18 protein-coding genes, 1 tRNA gene and 1 pseudogene are annotated in these 22,047 nt (G+C 55.9%); 12 read left to right on the top strand and 8 right to left on the bottom strand.

The window, feature by feature from the left end; genetic code table 11:
- Positions 1-6 precede the first annotated feature (6 nt).
- The 3 genes from ACZ5FM_RS18215 to ACZ5FM_RS18205 form a co-directional block, all read right to left on the bottom strand.
- Complete coding sequence (locus ACZ5FM_RS18215) at positions 7-942, bottom strand: carbohydrate ABC transporter permease (protein ID WP_405049420.1); 936 nt, start codon at positions 940-942, stop codon at positions 7-9.
- Positions 943-1,093: 151 nt separating this feature from the next.
- Positions 1,094-2,353 carry an ABC transporter substrate-binding protein gene (locus tag ACZ5FM_RS18210; RefSeq protein WP_259147315.1) on the bottom strand — a complete coding sequence of 420 codons (1,260 nt, stop codon included), beginning with the start codon at positions 2,351-2,353 and terminating at the stop codon, positions 1,094-1,096.
- Positions 2,354-2,414: 61 nt separating this feature from the next.
- Positions 2,415-3,308 (bottom strand): N-acetylmuramic acid 6-phosphate etherase, encoded by an 894-nt coding sequence (locus tag ACZ5FM_RS18205; RefSeq protein WP_464040837.1) that lies wholly within the window; start codon positions 3,306-3,308, stop codon positions 2,415-2,417.
- A 208-nt stretch (positions 3,309-3,516) separates the two neighbouring features.
- Between ACZ5FM_RS18205 and ACZ5FM_RS18200 the strand changes: the two genes are divergently transcribed.
- The 9 genes from ACZ5FM_RS18200 (at position 3,517) to ACZ5FM_RS18160 (ending at position 14,407) form a co-directional block, all read left to right on the top strand.
- The gene (locus tag ACZ5FM_RS18200) at positions 3,517-4,404 is read left to right on the top strand and encodes a glucosamine kinase nucleotide-binding domain-containing protein (RefSeq protein ID WP_312948881.1); all 888 of its coding nucleotides are present in this window, start codon (positions 3,517-3,519) and stop codon (positions 4,402-4,404) included.
- Positions 4,401-5,165: a GntR family transcriptional regulator gene (locus ACZ5FM_RS18195; protein ID WP_312948879.1), complete on the top strand. Its 765-nt coding sequence runs from the start codon at positions 4,401-4,403 to the stop codon at positions 5,163-5,165. The genes ACZ5FM_RS18200 and ACZ5FM_RS18195 overlap by 4 nt, the downstream gene beginning before the upstream one ends.
- 34 nt (positions 5,166-5,199) lie before the next feature.
- Positions 5,200-6,222 (top strand): SIS domain-containing protein, encoded by a 1,023-nt coding sequence (locus tag ACZ5FM_RS18190; RefSeq protein ID WP_464040836.1) that lies wholly within the window; start codon positions 5,200-5,202, stop codon positions 6,220-6,222.
- Positions 6,219-7,379 carry an N-acetylglucosamine-6-phosphate deacetylase gene (gene nagA / locus ACZ5FM_RS18185; RefSeq protein ID WP_464041050.1) on the top strand — a complete coding sequence of 387 codons (1,161 nt, stop codon included), beginning with the start codon at positions 6,219-6,221 and terminating at the stop codon, positions 7,377-7,379. The genes ACZ5FM_RS18190 and nagA overlap by 4 nt, the downstream gene beginning before the upstream one ends.
- Positions 7,380-7,652: 273 nt before the next feature.
- Positions 7,653-8,576 (top strand): AraC family transcriptional regulator, encoded by a 924-nt coding sequence (locus ACZ5FM_RS18180; RefSeq protein WP_312948873.1) that lies wholly within the window; start codon positions 7,653-7,655, stop codon positions 8,574-8,576.
- A 41-nt stretch (positions 8,577-8,617) separates the two neighbouring features.
- Positions 8,618-10,762 (top strand): TonB-dependent receptor, encoded by a 2,145-nt coding sequence (locus tag ACZ5FM_RS18175; RefSeq protein WP_464040835.1) that lies wholly within the window; start codon positions 8,618-8,620, stop codon positions 10,760-10,762.
- Positions 10,763-10,809: 47 nt separating this feature from the next.
- Complete coding sequence (locus tag ACZ5FM_RS18170; protein ID WP_464041049.1) at positions 10,810-11,649, top strand: ABC transporter substrate-binding protein; 840 nt, start codon at positions 10,810-10,812, stop codon at positions 11,647-11,649.
- A complete protein-coding gene (fhuB, locus tag ACZ5FM_RS18165) occupies positions 11,646-13,616 on the top strand; it encodes a Fe(3+)-hydroxamate ABC transporter permease FhuB (RefSeq protein WP_464040834.1) in 1,971 nt (656 codons plus the stop codon). The genes ACZ5FM_RS18170 and fhuB overlap by 4 nt, the downstream gene beginning before the upstream one ends.
- A complete protein-coding gene (locus ACZ5FM_RS18160) occupies positions 13,613-14,407 on the top strand; it encodes an ABC transporter ATP-binding protein (RefSeq protein WP_464040833.1) in 795 nt (264 codons plus the stop codon). The genes fhuB and ACZ5FM_RS18160 overlap by 4 nt, the downstream gene beginning before the upstream one ends.
- Before the next feature lie 112 nt (positions 14,408-14,519).
- Here ACZ5FM_RS18160 and ACZ5FM_RS18155 read toward each other — a convergent pair whose 3' ends face one another.
- The gene (locus ACZ5FM_RS18155; protein ID WP_464040832.1) at positions 14,520-14,984 is read right to left on the bottom strand and encodes an N-acetyltransferase family protein; all 465 of its coding nucleotides are present in this window, start codon (positions 14,982-14,984) and stop codon (positions 14,520-14,522) included.
- A 207-nt stretch (positions 14,985-15,191) separates the two neighbouring features.
- Here ACZ5FM_RS18155 and ACZ5FM_RS18150 point away from each other — a divergent pair.
- Positions 15,192-15,267: transfer RNA gene (locus ACZ5FM_RS18150), tRNA-Lys, on the top strand.
- A 47-nt stretch (positions 15,268-15,314) separates the two neighbouring features.
- On the opposite strand, the pseudogene fecE reads toward ACZ5FM_RS18150, so the two are convergent.
- From fecE to ACZ5FM_RS18135, 3 genes and pseudogenes are all read right to left on the bottom strand, one after another.
- Positions 15,315-15,517, bottom strand: a pseudogene (fecE, locus tag ACZ5FM_RS18145) (Fe(3+) dicitrate ABC transporter ATP-binding protein FecE); the annotation flags it as partial.
- Positions 15,518-15,905: 388 nt separating this feature from the next.
- Positions 15,906-16,598: a GntR family transcriptional regulator gene (locus tag ACZ5FM_RS18140; RefSeq protein WP_464040831.1), complete on the bottom strand. Its 693-nt coding sequence runs from the start codon at positions 16,596-16,598 to the stop codon at positions 15,906-15,908.
- Positions 16,599-16,755: 157 nt separating this feature from the next.
- Positions 16,756-18,099: an MFS transporter gene (locus ACZ5FM_RS18135; RefSeq protein ID WP_464040830.1), complete on the bottom strand. Its 1,344-nt coding sequence runs from the start codon at positions 18,097-18,099 to the stop codon at positions 16,756-16,758.
- Between the two features lie 222 nt (positions 18,100-18,321).
- Between ACZ5FM_RS18135 and ACZ5FM_RS18130 the strand changes: the two genes are divergently transcribed.
- Positions 18,322-19,407 (top strand): CapA family protein, encoded by a 1,086-nt coding sequence (locus tag ACZ5FM_RS18130; RefSeq protein WP_464040829.1) that lies wholly within the window; start codon positions 18,322-18,324, stop codon positions 19,405-19,407.
- Between the two features lie 100 nt (positions 19,408-19,507).
- Positions 19,508-20,647: a M20 aminoacylase family protein gene (locus ACZ5FM_RS18125; RefSeq protein WP_464040828.1), complete on the top strand. Its 1,140-nt coding sequence runs from the start codon at positions 19,508-19,510 to the stop codon at positions 20,645-20,647.
- A gap of 21 nt (positions 20,648-20,668) precedes the next feature.
- Here ACZ5FM_RS18125 and ACZ5FM_RS18120 read toward each other — a convergent pair whose 3' ends face one another.
- Entirely contained in the window at positions 20,669-21,829 is a 1,161-nt protein-coding gene (locus tag ACZ5FM_RS18120) for an AAA family ATPase (protein WP_464040827.1), read from the bottom strand.
- Positions 21,830-22,047 lie beyond the last annotated feature (218 nt).

Below are 22,047 nucleotides of genomic sequence, written 5' to 3'. Positions count from 1 at the left end.
TGCTCCTTAAAATTGATAGCGACGCATGCGACGCTGAATGGCGAAAAGATAGAAGCTGACGCCGGCGAGAATGATGAAGAACATCACGGTTGCAATGGTTGCGCCCATCGAGCGGTCACCGAGCTGAAGCTGGAAACCGAAGAACGTACGGTAAAGCAGAGTGCCGAGAATGTCGGTCGAACCATCCGGTCCGGCGAGCGCCCCTTGCACAGTGTAAACCAGGTCGAAAGCGTTAAAATTGCCGACGAATGTCAGGATCGAAATGATACCGATGGCTGGCAGGATGAGCGGCAGCTTGATCTTCCAGAACTGGCTCCAGCCGGTAATGCCGTCCATTTCAGCAGCTTCGATCACCTCGTCAGGAATATTGAGCAAAGCTGCATAGATCAGCATCATTGGAATACCGACATATTGCCAAACGGAGATCAGGGATACGGCAATCAGCGCCGAGTTCGGGCGTCCAAGCCACGGTGCAAACAGGCTCTTCAGATGAACCAGATCAAGCAGCATAGGGGCGATGCCCCACAAAGGCGACAGGATCAGCTTCCAGATGAAACCGACGATAACGAAGGACAAAAGCGTCGGCAGGAAGATCGCGGTGCGGTAAACCGCTGCAAAACGCAGCTTCGGTATCGACAGCAGGGCCGCCAGCGCTATGCCTATCGGGTTTTGCACCAGCATGTGAATGATGAAAAAAATCGTGTTGTTGGTCAGCGCATTCCAGAAGCTGGCCGCCCAGCGCGGTTCCCCGAACAACGTCCTGAAGTTCTGTAACCCGACAAAAACCCTCTGCCCCTCCACCTCGGTGAAAAAGGAAAGCCACAACGTGCTGCCAAGCGGCACGATCATGACCGCCGTGTAGACGAGAAAGGCCGGCAGCATAAACAGGAATATGTGCCAACGAACGGGGCGTCGGCTGGGCCTTTGATCGATTGAAGTCATGTCGGCGCTCATTGAACCAGCCCGGCTTGCATGAAGAAAATGGATCGCGACATCGTGCAGATGCAACGATACAGGATCGACGTTATAGCGATAGTGATTTTCGGTCAGTGCCCAAGGCGCTTACAAACGCCTTGGGCAAGGGATTGTGCCCTTACTTCGCTGGCTTGTACCAGCTGTCGAGGCCCTTCTGCAGCTTTTCAGCGGCCACAGCAGGCGTGTCGGTACCGTTGATCACGTTTGCAGATTCAACCCAGGTTTCATTTTCCAGGTTTGGCGTTCCGCGCGACAGGATCTGGTAGGTCGAGCGGATTGTCGGCTTGCAGGTTTCGCGCCATGAGACGAATTCCTGTGCCAGCGGATCGGCCATCTTGACGGCTGTCTTGTTCAGGCTGAAGAAGCCCGGCAGCGCATTGGCGTAAAGATCGGCAAACTCCGGCGAAGCAACCCATTCGAGGAACTTCGTGGCTTCTGCAGCATGTTTCGACTTTGCATTCAGACCGATACCGATGTCGGTGTGGTCAGAAATGTAGCAGGTGTCGCCTTCCTTCTCTACCGGCGGCGGGAAGGCACCCATCTTGAACTGTGCCTGCGTGTTGAAGCCGGAGATCTCCCAGGAACCTGCCGGGAAAATCGCTGCGCGACCCAGCGTGAACATGTTCTGGCTGTCAGGATAGGTCTGGGCCTCAAAACCGTCGCCGAGGTAGTCCTTCCACTTGGCGAGAACCTCATAAGGTTTGACCCAGTCGGCGTCGGTCAGCTTCTGCTCGCCCTTGATCAGTGCCAGACGGCCTTCTTCACCCTTCCAGTAGTTCGGACCGATATTCTGGTAGCCCATGGTTGCGGCTTCCCAAAGGTCCTTCGTACCCATTGCCATCGGAACATAGGTGCCGTCAGCCTTGATCTTGTCGAGGGCTGCAAAGAACTCGGCCTGGGTCTTCGGCACTTCGATCTTCAATTCGTCGAAGGCGTCCTTGTTGTAGATGAAGCCATGAATAACCGAAGCCATTGGCACACAGAAGGTCTGGCTACCATCGTCCGTGGACCACGCAGCCTTGGCGACGTCGGAGAAGTTCTCCATACCGCCATTCTTGGTCAGGTCAGCAAGATAGCCCTTCTTGAACAGTTCAAGCGACGCATCGAAAGGACGGCAGGTGATGAGATCACCGGCAGAACCGGATTCCAGCTTGGCGTTCAGCGCGGCGTTATATTCCGTTGGTGCCATAGGCTGAAAGACCACCTTGATGCCGGGGTTCTTTGCCTCGAATGCCGGAATAAACTTGTCTTTCCAGATAGCGAGGTCGTCGTTGCGCCAGCTTTCGATGGTCAACGTTACGTCCTGCGCCAATGCAATATTGGCATAACCGAGAAGGCTTGCTCCCAGTAGCAGAGCCTTGGTGATATTACGAGTCATCGTTCGTTCTCCCTCTTGATGTGACGCCATCTTGGCGTCCAGCAACTATAATTTTTCCGTCTTATCCGCCGATCAGTGCGAGCGCACGGCGGACATTCTGGCCACTTTGCGAAAGCAGATCTTCGGCTGATTTTTTGTCGCCCGCACCCTTGGCAAGCAGAATAGCAACCTTGACGGAACCGGACGCCTTTTCCACCAGCCGTCCAGCCTCTTCCGTCTCAATCCCGGTCACGCCGGCAACAATCCCTGCCGCACGTGCGATGAGCTTTTTGTTATCGGCCCGCAGATTGACCATGTAGCCGTCATGCACGTGACCAAGCCGGATCGCCATCAAGGTAGAAAACATGTTGAGAGCGATTTTCTGTGCGGTACCAGCGCCCATGCGCGTCGAACCCGCCACGAATTCGGGCGGGGTTTTCAACACAATGGCAACCTCGCTCAGGCTGAAGAGTTTCGCGTCCGCATTGTTGGCAATGCCGACAATACGCGCGCCTCTTTCCTTTGCGACTTGCGCAACGGCCAGCGCATAGGGCGTCGACCCACTGGCAGAAATGATGACAACGCAATCTCCTGCTGCCATCACCGCTTCCGCATCAAGCCGACCTTGCTCAACATCATCCTCAGGACCACCTGGCATTTCAGACAGATTGGCTGTGCCGCCAGCAAACAATATGGCGATCTGTTCTCGCTTGATGCCGAATGTGCCTGGCAATTCCAGCGCGTCAGCCAGCGCCATCAGGCCAGAACTTCCTGCCCCTGCATAGATAAGCTTGTTGCCAGACGAAATGGCTTCCACGGCAAGCGTCGAGGCCGTAGCAATATCGTCCCGCGCCGTGTCCACGGCGCGCGCTGCATCCTGCTGTCCTCCGCTCAGAAGGGCGAGGATCTCACTCGACATCATCGTGTCGAGGCCCTTTGCCCTGTCCTGCAAACCTTCCGTTCCGCCTGCAATCATTATGAAACTCCCAATGACCAGATTTAATGCCAAAAAAATACCACTTGTCCAGCGTCTTTTAATTTTTCTTTTATTTTTGGGCCCCTTGAGCGTTAAGAACGGGCCATAATCGCCTATTTCAATTGGATTTTTACGAAAAATAGAAAATTATCGAGCCGCTACTTGGAAATTGGTATTTTGTTGGTATTATCAATTGAGGAGACAGTTCATGCATCGATATCTCGTGGGAGTCGACGGCGGCGGCACGAGTTGCCGGGCAGCGGTCGCAGATACTACCGGCAGAATTCTTGGACGTGGCAAAAGCGGCGCATCCAACATCATGACCGCGCCTGATATCGCAATCCAGAACATAACCAAGGCCGCACAAGCCGCATTTATCGATGCTGGTCTTGCGCCTGAACTCATTACAGAGGCCTGCACATATCTCGGTCTTGCTGGTAATAATGTTGAAAACACCGTTTCCTACGTGCTGCCGCGTCTGCCATTCTATCAGTCAGTTATCGAGTCGGACGGGCTCATTGCGCTTCAGGGTGCACTTGGCGACGGCGATGGATCGATTGCCATTCTTGGAACGGGTACGATCTACATTGCTCGCATTGGCACCGACGTCCGTTACATCGGCGGCTGGGGTTATTATCTCGGCGATCTGGGAAGCGGTGGCAGGCTCGGGCAGATGGCGCTGCAGGAAACACTGCTGGCTTATGACGGCATTGCTCAACGCACGTCGATGACGCAGGCGCTGATGGGCGAGTTTTCCAATGACCCACGCAAAATGATTGCCTTTTCACAAAGCGCAATTCCAGGTGATTTTGGTCGCTACGCACCGCGTGTTTTTGAATTCGCAGCGCAGGGAGACACAGCGGCGCTTGCGCTGCTCAGCCAATCTGTTGGTTTCATTGATCTGGCGCTTGATCGGGTGGCCGAGATATCCAATGGCGGCAGGCTTTGCCTGCTGGGCGGTTTGTCGGCACTTTATGCACCATACCTTGCAGAAAGACATCAGCAACGTCTGGTTCAACCGGCAGAGGACGCTCTCTACGGTGCAATCTCGCTTGCCAAAGACACTTTCTTAAAACACGCGGAGAATACAGCATGACCCTGGCGCTGTCTGACCTGTTTTCTCCCGATGATTTGCAGGCGAGCGGCAGCGGCCCGCTTTATATCAAACTGCGTCAATGCCTGGAAAATGCGATTTTGTCCGGTCGGCTCACGCATGGTCAGGCTCTTCCTCCAGAGCGTGATCTTGCCGAATTTGCCAATGTCAGCCGCGTCACGGTGCGCAAGGCGGTCGATGATCTGGTGAAGGATGGCCTTTTGACCCGTAAACATGGCTCGGGCACATTTGTCATGCGGCCTGTTTCGCGGCTTCAGCAGCCACTGTCTCAACTGACCTCGTTTACCGAAGATATGGCACGGCGCGGTTACGTCACGCGCTCCGAATGGCTGGGGCGCGGTCTGTTTTCCCCGTCTCCAGACGAGATGATGATGCTTGGCCTGAAGGTCGGCATGATGGTCGCACGTCTGGAACGACTGCGTATCGCCAACGAATTGCCTCTTGCCATCGAGAGGGCCAGCCTTGCATCCGACATATTGCCGGAACCGAAAGTCATCGAAGCATCCTTATATGCCGAACTTCGCCGCACCGGTTACAGCCCTGTGCGTGCTGTGCAGCGGATTTCGGCCTGCAACGTCAATCGTGAGGATGCAGCACTGCTCGCCGTTCCCGAAGGGTCGGCTGGTCTTGCAATCGAACGAATATCCTACCTCGACTCCGGCCGGGTCGTGGAACTGACCCGCTCGCTTTATCGCGGCGATGCCTATGATTTCGTCGCGGAGATGACGCTGACGGACGGCTGATCAAATTCGGTAAATGTGACAAGGAAGAATAGATATGCCGACAAATATGCGACGTGAAATCAATGAAATTCCAGAAGCAGCAGAACGGCTGCTCACACAGTCGCATGGCGTGCTGCAGGCCACCGGCAAAGCACTGCGCGAAAGGGATCCAGATTTCCTCATTACCATTGCACGCGGCTCGTCCGATCACGCCGCACATTTCCTCAAATATGCCATCGAGCAGCAGGCTGGTCGCGCAGTGGCATCGATTGGTCCTTCGCTTGCTTCGATTTATGGCAAGTCGCTGAAGCTTGATCGTGCGGCGGCAATATCCATTTCCCAATCGGGAAAAAGCCCTGATATCGTCGCACTCGCCCGGTCAGCAGCACAATCCGGTGCGTTGACGATTTCACTGACCAACACCAAACCGTCACCGCTTTCCGACGCATGTGCCCATCCGGTTGATATCAATGCGGGGCCGGAACTTGCGGTCGCCGCCACCAAGTCCTTTTTCAACTCGGTGCTGGCTGGCCTGGCCATACTCTCGGAATGGACACTCGACACCGAACTTCAAAAGTCGATCCGGCAGCTTCCAGAAAAACTGACAGAGGCTGTTAAGCTGGATTGGCACGAGCTTTTCGATGAGCTTGGTGAAGCTGAATCGCTCTACATGCTGGGCAGAGGCCCCTCGCTGGCGATTGCCAGTGAAGCAGCCCTGAAGTTCAAGGAGACATCAGAAATGCATGCCGAGGCCTATTCCAGCGCCGAGGTTTTGCATGGCCCGATCGCACTTGTTGACCGCCGTTTCCCGGTCGTGACATTTGCGGCACGGGACGCTGCCCTTTCCTCTGTTCTGGCCACTGCGGATGGTCTTGCTGAAAAGGGCGCTCTGGCGTTCATCTCTGCCGATGGCGCTGCCCACGCACGGCGTTTGCCGTTTATTGAAACCGGCCATCCCTTCACTGATGCCCTTGCGCTGATCGTACCGTTTTATGGTTTTGTTGAAGCATGGTCACGCGCTCGTGGGTTTAATCCGGATGCCCCTGCAGCGCTTAAAAAAGTGACGGAGACCCGCTGACCATGGCAACTGCACTGACGAATGCACGGATTTTTGACGGGCATGACTGGCATCAAGACAAATGCCTGCTGATCGATGACGGCAAGGTTGCCGGTCTGCTGATAAAGACTGACATTCCCGCCGACACACGGCTGGTTGATGCTGCAGGCTTGATCATTGTGCCGGGCTTCATTGATCTTCAGGTCAATGGCGGCGGCGGTGTGATGTTGAATGACGAGCGCTCGGTCGATGGCATTCGCCAGATTTGTGCCGCCCATGCGAAATTCGGCACAACGGCCCTGCTGCCAACTTTGATAACCGATACCCCGGAGATAACCGCGTCGGCCATCGAAGCCGGTTTAAAAGCAAAAGCTGAAAAGGTTCCCGGATTTCTGGGGCTGCATCTGGAAGGACCTCATCTTTCCGTTGTGCGCAAAGGCACACACCATCCGGAACTGATCAGGCCGATGGAAGACACCGACCTGCAACGCCTTCTGGCGATCGGTGGCAGTTTCGACGCCTTGATGATTACGATCGCGCCGGAAAACACCACGCAAGAACAGGTTCGTGCACTTGACGATAGCGGTTTCATTGTCAGTCTCGGGCATACCAACGCGACCTATGACATTGTGAAGGATTATGTCGCGGCGGGGGCACAGACTGTGACCCATCTGTTCAACGCCATGAGCCAGATCGAAAACCGCGCACCGGGCCTGGTGGGTGCAACACTTGATCTCGGCGAACTGTCCACCGGCATTATCGCAGATGGTTTTCACGTTCATCCCGCAGTGATTGATCTTGCTCTGCGCGCCAAGCGTGGACCCGGACGGATTTTCCTCGTGACCGACGCGATGTCGAGCATCGGCACGGATTTGACTGGCCTGACACTCAACGGGCGTCAGATTTTCCGCAAGGATGGGCGCCTGACGCTAGCAGATGGCACGCTCGCCGGCGCAGACATCGATATGCTGTCATCGGTTCTCTACGTTCATCGAAAACTGGGCCTCGAATTCGAAGAAGCAGTACGGATGGCCAGTCTTTACCCGGCAAAAACCGCTCATGTGGCGGACCGGAAAGGCCGATTGATGAGCGGATATGATGCTGATTTTGTTGTGCTGAACAAAGACTATCAGCTGCAACACACCTGGATCGGCGGCGAACAGGCCTATACTGCCTGACGACAACATCGACCTCACGGTCGATCTCGATGCGTTACTGCGTCCTACGTTTCGGCACGATTATTCGTGTCTGACGCACGCTTCTGCCGCGCGTGATTCCGCGCTCAGCTTCATCAATCGACCGCTCACCAAAGCCAGTGTCTCCAAACCCGACGACGATCTCCAAATGGCAGACGTAATTCGAAAACGTGACCCGACGTCAGTCTAACTATGGACGCAGAACAATAGATGAGTATATTAGTATAGTTTATTAAGTTGTCTGTGGAAGCCTTGATGCATACCAAAGCAGAGTTCACACCAAAAATGCAGACCAATGTTCATTCTCTGCGAACGTTGGAACCGCTTTCATGGCGACGCTTTGCCGGCACAATTGCCGATGTATGGTCCATCCGTGGCAAGGCAGGAGCTGGCGGCTTCTACGTGTCTCCGGATCCACGCATCGTCATAATGCTGGATGACGACATCCCAGCCCATTCTCTAACGACAAAGAAAGATGCCGATGAAAAACGCGGCGTGGGGGCGTTTTACATTCCAGCGGGTGTGCCTTTATGGAGCCGGCTGGAAACGGCTCAGGATTTCAGCCATATCGATTTTCATTTCGAGACATCGGCGCTTCATGCGCGCCTGGGTGCCGCAGGCATCAACGGCGACCTGACAAAACCGAGATTTATCGGTTCGAATGACGTTCTGGCGACGATCGGCCGGATGGCGGCAAAGGAAGTGCGCCAACCAAGCCGTGGCGACATGATGCTTGATGGCCTGTTCAGAGCGGCATTGGGGGAAATTTTCACCACGGCAACCGATGTCGTCGCCCCAGCTCCCGGCAATCTCACACCCCACAAACTTTCAGCACTCAAGCGCTTTCTTCAGGAAAACATGACGCGCCAAGTCACCGTCGCAGAAATGGCCACCGTTGCGGGCCTTTCTCCGAGCTGGTTTGCCCACTGCTTCAGCACGCAACATGGAGAGACACCGCAGCGCTGGCAGGCACGTTTAAGGCTGGAGACAGCCTGCGAAATGGTGGCGGAAACGTCCATGTCTTTCGCAGAGATCGCACACGCCACCGGTTTTTCCGATCAGGCCCATCTATCACGCGTGTTTCGTGCGAAATACGGCCAACCGCCATCGCGCTGGAGACGTGAGCGATTTCCGAAGCCCTATTCAAAACGCAACAGCCCTGTTCAAGACATTATTTAATAGTGGAGTTAGACGCTCATGATATTTTCTTTGGGGGTATCATGATGTTGCACACCAAAACGACCGCATCTCTCATGCTGGGCGTCAGCCTTTCCGCGTTGCTTTCCGTCTCCGCCTTTGCGCAGGATGAGCAGAACGGCACTCGCTCGACGTTTCTGGGCGTGATCAACGTCACGGGCGGCGAAAACCCCACAGCCCCATTGGAAAGCAGTGTTGCAAAGACTGCAGCAACCAGCAAGACGAGCCGTACGATCCTTGAGACGCAGTCCTCCGTTTCGGTCGTGCCCCGCGCTCAGATCGATGCGATTGGTGCCACCAACCTTGCCTCCGCCCTTCGATATTCCGCCGGCGTGATCACCGAGAACTATGGCGGTGACCCGCGCTTCGACAGTCTCTATCTGCGCGGCTTCAACCTGGAAAACGACAAGTTTCTCGATGGCCTGCGCTTGATGCGTTCAACGCAGTTCCCCACCAGCGCGCCGTCATTCGAGCTGTACGGTCTTGAGCGCGTTGAAATATTGCGCGGCCCGGCATCCATTCTTTACGGCGCAGGCACACCGGCAGGTCTGGTCAACTCCATTCAGAAACGCGCCCAGGCGGACGGCGATTTTAGCGAAGTGGGCGTTGGTTTCGACACCAACAGCTCGCTTTCGACATTCGGAGATGTGAACCGTGTCGTAAACGAGGATTTCTCCTACCGCCTGACCGGTAAGGTCAGCAACGAAAGAACCGATGTCCACGAGATCGACAACAAGCGTCTCTATCTCGGACTTTCCGCCAGCTATGCGCTGGGCGATGCGACCGAACTGGAGTTTATGGGCAGCCTTCACAAGGACAAACCGATGACGCCAACCGGCGTACCGGACAGTTTCGTGGGCGTTTATAACGACAAGGATCTGCGCGATTTCTACTTCGGTGACGACTCCGTCGACGATAGTGACCGCACCATGGGAACCCTGTCGGCCGGCATTACGCATGAGTTCGAAAACAACTGGAAGCTGAACGGCACCTTCCGTTATACGAACCATGACTGGAACTATCACAGCATGTACCTTGATCCCGCAACCGGCAGCTCGGTGGGACGCGGCATCATCACGCAGGACGAGTCCTTCAGCGCCCTTGCAGCTGATGTCCGTCTTTCCGGCGAAGTTGACACCGGTGACGCAACACACAACCTCGTATTCGGTCTCGACGCCCAGAAGCTGCGGGAAAAGGCCTATACCGGCTTTTCCTATTCCAGCGCCATCGATTATCTTTCCCCAACCTATGGCGGTCTGAGCATCGCGGCCCCATGGTATACCGCCAACAAGAATGTCGACGCGACGCAAGTCGGCCTTTATGCACTGGATGAATTGGCGCTTGGCAATTGGCGTGCGACACTCGGTTTGCGCCAGGAATGGACAGACCAGTCCGGTGCCAACGTGACCAATTTCGGCGGCACGACGAATTTTGACCGCCGCGACCATCAGGCAACCGGCCATGCTGGCCTTGGTTATGTCTGGGATAGTGGCGTCGCGACCTACGTCTCCTACTCCACCTCATACCTGCCACAGCCCGGCGTTGACATCGAAAATGTCGCGCTGAAGCCGACCCATGGCAAGCAGTGGGAAGCGGGTGTAAAATACGAACCCACCGCCTTTGATGGCCTGTTTTCTGCGGCGCTCTACGACTTGCGGGAAACCGACCGCAACACAACTGTGTTTGAAGACATCGGTGGTAGCACGATTTCCGGTATCCGCCAGATCGGCGAGGCACAGGTTCGCGGTCTTGAACTGGAAGCCGCGGCAGAAATTGCAGACGGTTGGACGGTCAAGAGTGCCTACACCTATTCTACGACCGAGATTCTTGCAGGCCTGAACTCCGGCAACGAGCTGGCCAATACGCCGCGCCACGCGGCAAGTGTCTGGCTTTCGCACACATTCGCCAGTGGCACACTGGAAGGCCTGACGCTCGGCGCCGGTGTTCGTCATATCGGCACTCGCTACAGTTCCGATGCCAACACTCTGAAGTTAGACGCTGTAACGCTTCTCGACCTGGGCGCAAGCTACAAGTGGGACAACGGTCTGGTCGGACGTCTGAACATCTCTAACGTCACGGACGAGGCCTACATTTCGGCAATCGGTCTCAACTCGGCCTATTTCGGAAACGGCCGCAACATACAGGCGAGCCTGACCTATAAATGGTGAATGGTGCCCAATCGGGCGATTTGACCAGACGCACACTTCTCGGGGGCATGGCTTTGGCCTTGCTTCCCCGGAACGCTGTTGCGGTAGGCTCATCATCCGGACCACGGCTTGCCGCAATTGACTGGGCGATGGCCGAAACAGCTGCCATGCTCGGTCATCCGCCAGCGGCGATTGCCGAATTGCGTGGTTTGCGGCGGCTTCTCGACACGCATGTGCCGGAAAACACCGTTGATTTGGGCCTGCGCGGTTCGCCAAACCTCGAGGCGCTGAGCCTCGTAGCACCAGACCTCATTCTCTCGTCGAATTATTACGCGACCTTCGCACCGAAACTGGAGCGCATCGCGCCTGTGTTTTCCCAGTCGGTCTTCCTACCAGGTGAACCCGTCCTGCCGAAAGCAATGGGACTGATAGCCAGCATGGCGGAGCGGATGGATCTACCCGAGCTCGGGCAAAACACACAGCGCGCCGCCGCTGACGCGATCGCATCCCTGAGCAGACGCGTTCAAAGCTGGAGTTCCAGGCCCTTCCTCCTTATCGAGATCGGAGATCCGCGTCATGTCCGCGTGTATGGCACCGACAGCCTGTTTGGCGGCATTATCGAGGAAGTCGGGCTGCGCAACGCCTGGGGAGCTGGTACCCGGTTCTCATTCGCCGCTCCCGTGCCGATGGAAAACATTGTGCAGTTTCCCGATGCTTGGCTGGTCATAACGGGCGATATTCCCATTCAGACAGAAAACGGGCTTTCCCGCTCGGCGCTGTGGAATGCGCTGCCGCCAGTGCGCGCCGGTCGCGTCTTGCGGTTCGGCGACATGAACGGTTTTGGCGGCATGCCTTCAGCACTTCAGTTCGCACGAGAGCTGACGCGATCGTTGGAGGAACGGGCATGAGATTATGGCCCCTTGCCATCGGAAGCGTCACGGCAGCCGGTCTCTGGTTTCTTGCCGCATTATATGCCCTGCCCATCACAAACTGGCCGACCCTGCCTTGGCATGCCACCGACATGACGATTGAGCAGATCCTTCTGGCCTTTGGTCTGGTCCCCCGCGCGGCGGTCGCCCTGCTTGTCGGTGCACTGCTGGGATTGGCAGGCGCGTTGATGCAGACTGTCCTGCGTAATCCCCTGGCCGATCCGACTACATTGGGTACCGCCGCTGGTGCACAACTCGCCATCGTTATGGCAACGGTATTTGCCCCCGGTTTGCTGGCTGGCGGCAATCTGCTGGTCGGGCTCGGTGGCGCGGCCGTGGCAACCCTTCTGGTGATGACGATCGGTGCGCAAAGGAATTATGCGCCGGTGACAATCACGATCACCGGCATGCTGGTGGGCATGCTTGCATCGGCAGTTGCCATGGCAGTCACCCTTTCACAAGGCCATTACCTGCTGACACTGATTTTGTGGAACGGCGGTGCGCTCACACAGAACGATTTTGTTCCTGCCTTGCGTCTTTTTCTGTGCCTGCTCGCAGCGCTGGTTGGCACAGCTTTGCTCGCCCGGCCACTGGCCGTCATGTCTCTCGGCGCGGAAGGTGCCCGGGGTCTCGGCTTGAAAGTAGCGGGACTGCGCTTGGTGACCCTGTGTCTGGCTGTTCTTCTCTCGGCATTCGTCTCAGCGGAGGTGGGATTGGTTGGCTTCGTCGGACTGGCGGCGCCGGCTATCGCCCGCAGTCTCGGCGCCCGGACCATTTTGCAACGGTTGATGATCGCGTCAGTGTCCGGAGCCCTGCTGCTGTCGCTCACCGACAACATCCTGTTGTTGGTCGCCGCATTCGGCGGACCTTCCCTGCCGACCGGAGCATTGACCGGACTGATCGGCGGGCCGCTGCTGATCTGGCTTCTTCCCCGAATGCAGGCAACCGTACCGCAGACGGCCGAGGATGGCAGGCACAACCAGCCGCGCTCCGACAATCCGGTCCGGCTTTTGAGCATTATCACCCTTCTGACAGGCGTCACTTTCGTTATCTGCCTGTTTACCGGACGTGGTCCCGAAGGCTGGAATATCGTGCCCTCCGCGCTGCACGATACGTTTTTACCGATCAGGGCGACGGTGCTGGTCGCCGCCGCGTCAGCCGGCGCGCTGCTTGCCATTTCGGGTGCAGTTCTGCAACGATTGACGGCCAATCCGATGGCTGCGCCCGAAGTTCTGGGTGTCACCGGAGGAAGCGCATTGGGTTACGCGGCCACGGTCTTTCTGATCACTGAACCATCAGGCCTTGCACTGGTGCTTGGAACAGCTGCGGGCGGCACGCTGGCTCTGGCAAGCCTTTCAATCTTTGTGCTGCGCCGGGACATGGCACCGGCCCGGATCCTGCTTGCCGGCCTGGCGATCGGAGCGCTCGCCTCTGCCGTGTTGATGGCGATCATAGCATCGAGCAGCCCTCAGGCCTGGTCCATACTCGGATGGCTGGCGGGCAGCGCATCTTCGATCACGTCAGGTGGGGCGACAATACTTGCAACGCTGGCACTTGCCCTGCTCTTTGTCCCGCTCATTGCGGCACGCTGGCTGGAAATGCTGCCGCTTGGTACGGAAACTGTATCGGCGCTTGGGCTTCCTGTCCGGCGTGTTCAGTTCCTCCTGATCATGACTGCGGGCCTTGCGACGGGCGCAGCCACAACCTTTGTCGGCCCGGTCAGTTTCGTTGGGCTGATGGCGCCGCATCTTGCCCGCAGTGCCGGCATCGTCCGCCCTCGGCCTTTCCTGTTGGCCAGCTGGATGCTCGGTGCCTTGCTGATGGTGCTTGCAGCCTTTGGCGCGCGCACCGCCACATATCCCTATGAACTGCCTATCGGGCTTTTCGCAACACTCATCGGCGTGCCTTGGCTGTTCATTCTTCTTCTCAGAAAAGGCCAAGCATGACCCTCTTCGCTTTGTCCGGCGTTGGTTACAACGTCCCAGGCCGCCAATTAATCGATGGGCTCGATCTTGAGCTTGAGCCGGGCGTCGTGACCGCGCTCGTCGGGCGCAACGGGTCCGGCAAATCGACGCTTCTCCGGTTGCTTGCCGGACAGGCACACCCATCCGCCGGCTCCATTGCCTATCATGGGCGCGCGCTCACCGACTGGCGCCGACAAGAGCTCGCCCGCGACCTTGCCTATCTGCCACAGGTCACGCCACCAGCGGAGGGCATGCAACTCGGTGAACTCGTTGCACTCGGCCGTTACCCCTGGCGTGGAGCACTGGGGCGCTTAAGATCGGAAGACAGACAAGCCATCGCATCTGCCGTCGCGCGTTGCGGCGTGTCACATCTGACGGAACGGCTGGTGGATACGCTGTCAGGGGGAGAGCGGCAGCGCGGCTGGATCGCCATGATGCTGGCGCAGGGTGCCCGCACCTTGCTGCTCGACGAACCAATCTCCGCGCTTGACGTGGCGCATCAGGTAGAGGTCCTCGGACTGGTGCACGATATGTGCCGCGAAACGGGGCTCTCGGCCGTCATCGTGCTGCATGATGTCAACATGGCCGCCCGCTACTGCGACCGTGTCGTGGCACTTGTTGGGGGCAAGCTGCTGCTCAACGGCCCCATCTCACACCTCATGACCCCGGACGCACTGATGCAGGTTTATGGACTGCCTATGACGGTGGCTTTGCAGGACGGTGATACTTTTGCCCTTCCACGTAATCAGCGAACATACAAAGAAACGCCCTAGGCGGGCCCTCCCACCTATCCAAAACCTGTCAAACGGCAAGCTTTCAGCCCAATCCTCGGGGATTGGGAGATGGCTTCAGTGAATGCGACGACGGCTTTTTCGTTATTAGGATTTACGCGCCGAGTTTCAGTTTGTAACCAAGGTGCGTGGCGACGAAGCCAAGCTTTTCATAAAATCGGTGTGCATCGGGGCGGTCCTTGTCGGTGGTTAGCTGCACGAGAGAGCATCCGCGTTGACGGCTCTCTTCGATTGCCCACTCAAACATCGCCTGACCAATACCAGCTCCCCGGTGTCCCGCACGTGTGCGAACACCCTCAATCTGACCGCGCCAAGCGCCCATTCTTGCGATGCCAGGAATGAAGCTTAATTGCATCGTGCCGACCAGCTCACCGTTGAGCTCTGCGACAACCTGCATTTGGTTTGGATCGGCAATAATTGCCTGTAGCGCCGAAACGTAGCGCGGGTTTGGGGGCGTGCGGCTGTCTTCTCGGTCTTTTCCGAGGATATCGTCCGCCAGCATCGCGACGATGGCGGCTAGATCCTCGATTTTCGCGGCACGGAATTTCAACTCTGTCATCTACAACTCACCTTATACAACTGAGCACGGTGATTTCTCGCCCACTTCGAAAAATCAAACCATGATGTTTTCTAAGCCGCTTCTCCACCGAACGACAGCGGCAGATTAAAGTCGCGGTGGATAGAATGCAAAAAGAGCAATGCCCGCGATGGACAGAAACACAAATCAGGTTTAAAGCCCCCAGCAACAACGCTTAACGTTGTCGGCGGGTGATTAGCTCAGTTGGTAGAGCAGCTGACTCTTAATCAGCGGGTCGTAGGTTCGAGCCCTACATCACCCACCAAATTAACAGATCTCACGGAGCACTCTCCTTAACGTACCCACACTCTCTCAACCAGCGCCCTTTCGCTTCGGCACGATCATTGGTGTCTGGGAGATGGGATCGGGAATGACGATGCAGGGCAGGTTGAAGACGGTCTAATGTCCTGCGGATGCCCGCTGGCAACAATCACTCCATTGTTCATCGCAACGAGGTGTGATGCGTAACGGCAGGCATGATTGACATCATGCAGCACGGCGACGTTCGTGCGGCCTTGCGCAGCTGGTCGATAGCCGCATTTTGTACGTATCCGGCTAAGGTATGCCTGGTAAGGACAATGCGTTCAATCGCCTTGTCCAACAGTTGCGTAAAACATCAATCGTCTGTGCCAAACCCGGCAGGCCGAAACCCGCTCCGACCGAAGGCGCTCACAGCGCCGGAGCTTTAAAAAACTTTCTGCCTTTGTATCGCTAATGTCCCATCCGGATTAAAAACCAGCCTAATGGCAAGTTAATACCGTCAATAGACTGATAAAATATTGATTGCTCAATTAAAGAACGTGTCTCTATCATTTCAACGGCGCATGCTTTCGGTCAGAGGTTGCCAGCCATACAGAGTCGTGTTGGCGGTTCGGAAAACGAGGCGTAAGCATTTGGCTCAGATCACTCGAAGATATTGGTGCCTTCGAAATCTTTCTGCTGACGGATCATTCTTCCAATCACCCGGTCGCGCGATTGCTTGACGTGGCGGATAATGGCTGTCCGAGCCCGTTTTCCATCATGAAGTGCCAGAGCTTCGATGATTTCATCGTGGTCATGTTCCAGTTCTTCGCCATCACCAAGGTCGAGATCTGCGAAAAGCAGTCTTTGCATCTCGTCGAACATTTGACTGATGGCACGACGCAACCGGCCATTGTCAGCAATCTCTGCAATCTTTTCGTGAAAGTCCTGATTGGCCTGCATGAACTGGCGATAACTGACCTTGTCGCCCACCACAAGCTTGGCGCTGGACAGGCGCCGCATTTCAAAAATATGTTTGTCGGTTACGCGTGGAGCGGCGAGCTCCGCAGCAGCCCCTTCAATGATCAACCGCATCTGCATCAGCTCGTGAAAGTCCTTCAGGCTGAGTTCGGTGACCGTGTATCCCCGTCTTGCAATTACCTTGACCAGTCCGTCCTGACGCAAGCGGGTCAATGCTTCGCGCAATGGCGACGAACTGACCTTGTACTGCGCCATCAAGTCAGCCTCGTTGAAAACTACTCCCTGACGAATTTCACCCAGCGTAATAGCGGTACGAAGATCATTATAGACGCGGTCGCCCAGCGACTGTTTCGGTGGAGTGGTGGCGTCTGTCATGCAGGCTCCGCGTGAGGATTGGACGACGGCGGAAATCCGGCCATCGAATTGGCCCACCGTGTGTAAAAAGTACCCTAATATGTCTAAAGATATCAGGGTACTGGTGCAATGTCAGATATTGGTGCGAAAGCACCTCAAAGGCGATGAGACCGCTTGTTTACACTTCTGCGGGAACTGCCTTTTTTTCCGCGCTCATGAACCGATGAACAATCAGAACAAGCAGCGCAGCAGCCAGCAAACCAAGACCGCCAACTGTCAGAAGTCCGACGGAAACACTGCCCGTCTCAGATTTCAGGAGCCCCAGACCGTAAGGTGCCAGGAAGCCGCCGAGGTTGCCAAAGGAGTTGATAATCGCAATGCCAGCGGCAGCAGCCGTTCCCGCGAACAACTTATTCGGCATCTGCCAGAACACCGGGATGGCCCCATATGCGCCGGCCAGCGCGAAAGCAAAAGCCGCAATGACCAGAGGCGCGTTATTATAGATCGGAAAGGACAGGGCAATGAAGGCAAGTCCGCCGACAATGATCGAAGCGACGCATTGGGCAAGCGGCCGTTCGGTACGGTCGGCCATCACGCCATTGAAAATCATCGCCGCTGATCCGCACAGGGATACGCCTGAAATGATCCAGCCGATCGTCGCAATGTTCTCAAAGCCAGACTCCCGCACGATTGTTGGACCCCAGAAGGCCGCGGTCGCATTCATCACGATGATGAGGAAATACACGAGTGTGAAAATCCAGAGGCGACGGTCACGAAGAACAAGCGACAATGAATGCTGGCGCTCACCCAGTGCGCTGCTGTCTCGGTCAAGATCAGACCGGAGTTCTGCGCGCTGCCTGACGGTAAGCCAATGGGCGTCCTCAACCTTGTCGGTGAGATATTTTAGAACGAACAGACCGATCAGAATTGTCGGAATACCTTCCAGCAAGAAAAGCCACTGCCAGCCTGACGTTCCCAGATAGCCGTGCATTTGTGTCATGATCAATCCTGCAAGTGGCCCACCGATGACGCCCGACAATGCGACTGAAGACATGAAGATACCAAATACCTTGGCGCGGCGATCTGTCGGGAACCACAGTGTGAGATACATGATCACACCCGGGAAGAAGCCCGCTTCAAATGCACCCAGCAGAAAGCGCAGCGTATAAAAGACCGCTGGGGTGGTAGCGTGCGCCATCAACATGCAGATGATGCCCCAGCCGATGGCGATACGCGCAATCGTCTTTCGCGCTCCGATCTTTTGCAGCAACAGATTACTCGGCACTTCGAAGATTAGATAGCCAATGTAGAATATGCCAGCGCCAAGGCCATAAACGGCATCGCTGAACTGCAACTCCTCCATCATCTGCAGCTTTGCAAAACTCACATTCACACGGTCGATCCACGCCAGAACCCATAACACCATGAGAATGGGTATCAGTCGCCAGAAGACCTTCTTGTAGATCGCGTCCAGATCGCCTGATGCCGCAACCTTTCCACTTGTGTTCAAACCAACGCTCATTTTGGAGGTCCCCTCTTGTTATTTGAACGCTCAAACATCTCGCGGGCACTATCTGCACTATCCGCGTTAACAATTAATGCATCATAAAAACATCATGAGTCAATTATCACGACATAAAATCGAGTTTTTTTGCGATACATCAAAATACGCCTTTACATTTCCAGACAAAACGCTCGATATTGTCCTTAGTTAAATGCATCAAAAAAACATTAGGAGTTGTCCGTGTCTTCAAAACTCGTTTTTTCAGCCGCCGGTGATATTGTCGTGCGCAATCGCCTCTATGCCGATGGCAACCCGGTAAGTGCCGGATATGAGAAAACGCTGCGCTATCTGCGTGAGGCAGATATCGTGTGGGCATCCTGCGAAGTTCAGTTTTCGGCGAAGGGATACCGGACGGATGCGCCCATTGCATATTTGGTCGACCCAGCCGTCGCAGCAGACCTAGGCAAAGCCGGTTTTTCAATGATGACGGTCGCCACCAATCATACGCGAGACTTCGGCGCCGAAGCGTTCATGGACACCATTGCGCATTTACATCAGGCAGGCATTGCCACTGTGGGCGGCGGTGAAGATCTTGCAGCAGCGCAGGCACCCCATATTGTGCAGATAGGCGAAACGAAGCTCGGTGTAATCGCCGTGTCATGCCTATTGCCACCTGACTATGCGGCGACCGAAGGCCGTCCCGGCATTTCACCCATCCGCATTGAACAATGGCCGGAAATCAATCCGGTATTGCTAGCGACAGAACCCGGTGCACCGATGAGGATGCGCAGTCGCGCGGTCGCTGAGGATGTTGGAGGACTGGTTGCCCAAATAAAAAGCCTGCGGTCGAAGGTTGATGTGCTTGTCGTCAGCGTCCACTGGGGCTTTGGACGTGGAAACCCGAAAGCGGAATATCAGCAGCCACTCGGGCATGCGATCATTGATGCTGGCGCAGACATGGTTCTCGGGAACCATCCACATAGCCCGGCTGGCGTTGAAACATACCAGGGCAAGCCAATTCTATACAGCCTTGGCAACCACATCGCCCAGCAGGACTGGGACAACGCCACCCCTGTGCAGAAGGATATCTTTTCGCAGATCGATCCATGGTCGATGGTGTGTTCCATCGCGATAGACAACCACAAAATCCGAGAAATCGAATTCCGGGCAACCCATTGTAATAGCGATGGCATGCCTGTGCTCATTGACGACGCAGATATCGCAGCTCCGGTTTTGGCGGATTTCAAGCGACTTTCGGCAGCGATGCAGACAGAGACTGTAGTGGACGGTGTGCGGGCAGTCTGCCGTTTCACACCCGCCGGCTGAAATCACTTTAGCCAGACAAACCATCTAAGCGCTGCAGACTAAGTGAGCATAATTCTTGCTCCATAAAGCTCGCAGCGCGCACTTTTCAGGAAACTACACAATGGCTCATCTCGTTGCCGAGATAGTACAATGGCGCCAGTCGCTGCATCGTGTTCCGGAACTGCTCTACGACCTACCCATCACGTCAAATTTTGTTCTGGAGCGTTTGATGGGCTTCGGAGTTGATACAATTTCTAGCGGTATTGGCGGAAGCGGTATCGTCGCAACCATTCGCGGGAGCATTGGCGGTGGAAAATCCATTGCCCTAAGAGCCGACATGGATGCCCTGCCGATCTTGGAAACGACCGGGCTGGATTATGCATCACACCATCATGGCCGGATGCATGCCTGTGGTCATGATGGCCACACCGCCATGTTACTCGGTGCGGCACGCCAACTCGCCGTCAAAAGAGATTTTTCCGGCACCGCCGTCTTGCTGTTTCAGCCAGCGGAAGAAGGCGGCGCTGGTGCAAAGGCCATGATCGACGATGGCGTCCTTGATCGATTTGATATTGATGAGGTCTACGGTCTTCACAACATGCCCGGGCTTGCTGCGGGCAGCTTCGGTCTGCACGACGGAGCAATCATGGCGTCCTCAGACATCTTTGCTCTTCGACTGAAAGGTAAGGGTGGACACGCCGCAGCCCCTCATCTTGCGCAAGATATTGTTCTTGCAGGGGCGTCGCTTGTTCAGTCTCTGCAGCAGGTCGTGGCACGTAATGTCGACCCGATTGCGGCTGCTGTCCTTTCCGTTACCTGTTTTCAGGCGGGCTCGGCGGAAAATATTCTGCCCTCCGAGGCACTACTGAAAGGCACGGTGCGTGCCTTTGATGAGCAGACACGTGCGAAAGTTCAACTACGCCTGTCTGAGGTCGCACAGGCAACAGCCAAGGCCCACAACATCGAGATCGAGGTGGATTACATCCGCCAGTATCCCGCTACAGTGAACACACCGGACAATGTGGCTTTGGTTAGCTCCGTAGCAGAAGACCTCGTGGGAAGGCAGAATGTTGATCGTCGAACACCGGCACAACTAGCGTCCGAGGACTTTGCATATTTTCTCCAGAAACGACCAGGCGCTTTCTTCTTCCTGGGAAACGGCAACAGTGCGCCGCTTCACAGCTCTGACTACGACTTCAACGACCAGATCATCGCAACCGGCGTCGAATTCTGGTGCCAGCTCATACGAGCCGCAACGTAAGACCAACTTGGCTGGTCATCCTCACCGTGCGGGCCAGTTCCAGCCAGGCGCCTCAATGTCTCCAGCCACGGTTTCACCCAGCACCTTGCTGAGCATCACCATCATGGCCTGACCCTCTGCCTCCAAAGCCGAGACCAGTTCATCCGCATGGGAAACGACAATAAGCTGTGAGCGCTCGCAAGCCCGCATGATCAGGCGCGACAGTGGCGAAAGCAGGCTTGGATGCAGGCTTGTCTCAGGTTCGTTCAGCACCATGAGCGATGGTGGGCGGGGTGTCATCAGCGCTGCGACCAAAAGCAGATAACGAAGCGTGCCATCGGACAGTTCGGCAGTTGAAAGCGGTCGCAGCAACCCCCTCTGCAACATCAGTAGCTCGAAGCGGCCACGGTCCTGCGTAATCTCGACGGTGCTTCCCGGAAAAGCATCATCGATAGCGGCGTGGAACCCCGCAGCGTCACCGATTTCCAAAATGGTAGCAACTGCGGCGGCAAGATCCGCTCCATCCGACGACAACACCGGCGTGCGGGTTCCCACCTGCATTTGCCGGACTGGTGCGTAAGGATCGGTACGGAAATGATCGTAAAAGCGCCAGCCGTTCATGCGCGCACGAAGATAAAGCAGTTCAGGCAGGTTTTTCGGATCTGCCGATTGCGTCATCATGCTTTCAAAAGATGGCAGATCACGGATCAGCACCTGACGCTGGCCACTTGCTGAAAGCACAGTAACAGCGGGGCCTGCACGTTCTGCGAATGCATTGCGTCGGCTCAAGACCTCACCCGCCCAGACTGCCTCCGCCTTGATGACAGGATCGAGCGAAAAATAGCTTGGTGGCGGTGGCGGCACCGGCAGGCCAAGATCGATGGCATAACCGTAGTCTTCAGATGCAAACCCAAGTTTCAAGGCAACCGGATTTTTGCGCACGGTTCCCTGCAAGGGTACGCTGCCATCCTTCATGCCACGCGAAAAGGCTTCCGGCCCGGCCCAGATTGTAGACTGCAATCCGCCTTCCGCCGCCAGCGAAGCAATGGCCCGGCCTTGCGCAACATCGGCAAGAAGCCGAAGCGCCCGATAAAAGCTCGATTTGCCTGAGCCGTTTGCGCCGGTCACGACGGTCAGCCTGTCTAACGGCAAAACCAGATTTCGAAGAGAACGATACCCTGATATGGCGATGGTCAAAATCATAGACGGAAAGCTCTCACAAATTGCAAGGGCAAGGCAAGAGCTGGCTCACTTCGAAACTGAACAGCGTCAATCGTCGCATACCGTCACCGGCAGAAAAGAATGTGCAGTACACCGGCTCCATCAGGCCGACAACTCACACGAGAAATCTAAAAAAATCCTCAGGCATAAATCATCTTTTAAAGCCTGAGGATTTTTGTATTATGTGTGTTTATAAATCA

Source organism: Agrobacterium sp. 5Ca50, from assembly GCF_055381905.1.
This window is presented reverse-complemented; position numbering and strand designations above follow the sequence as displayed.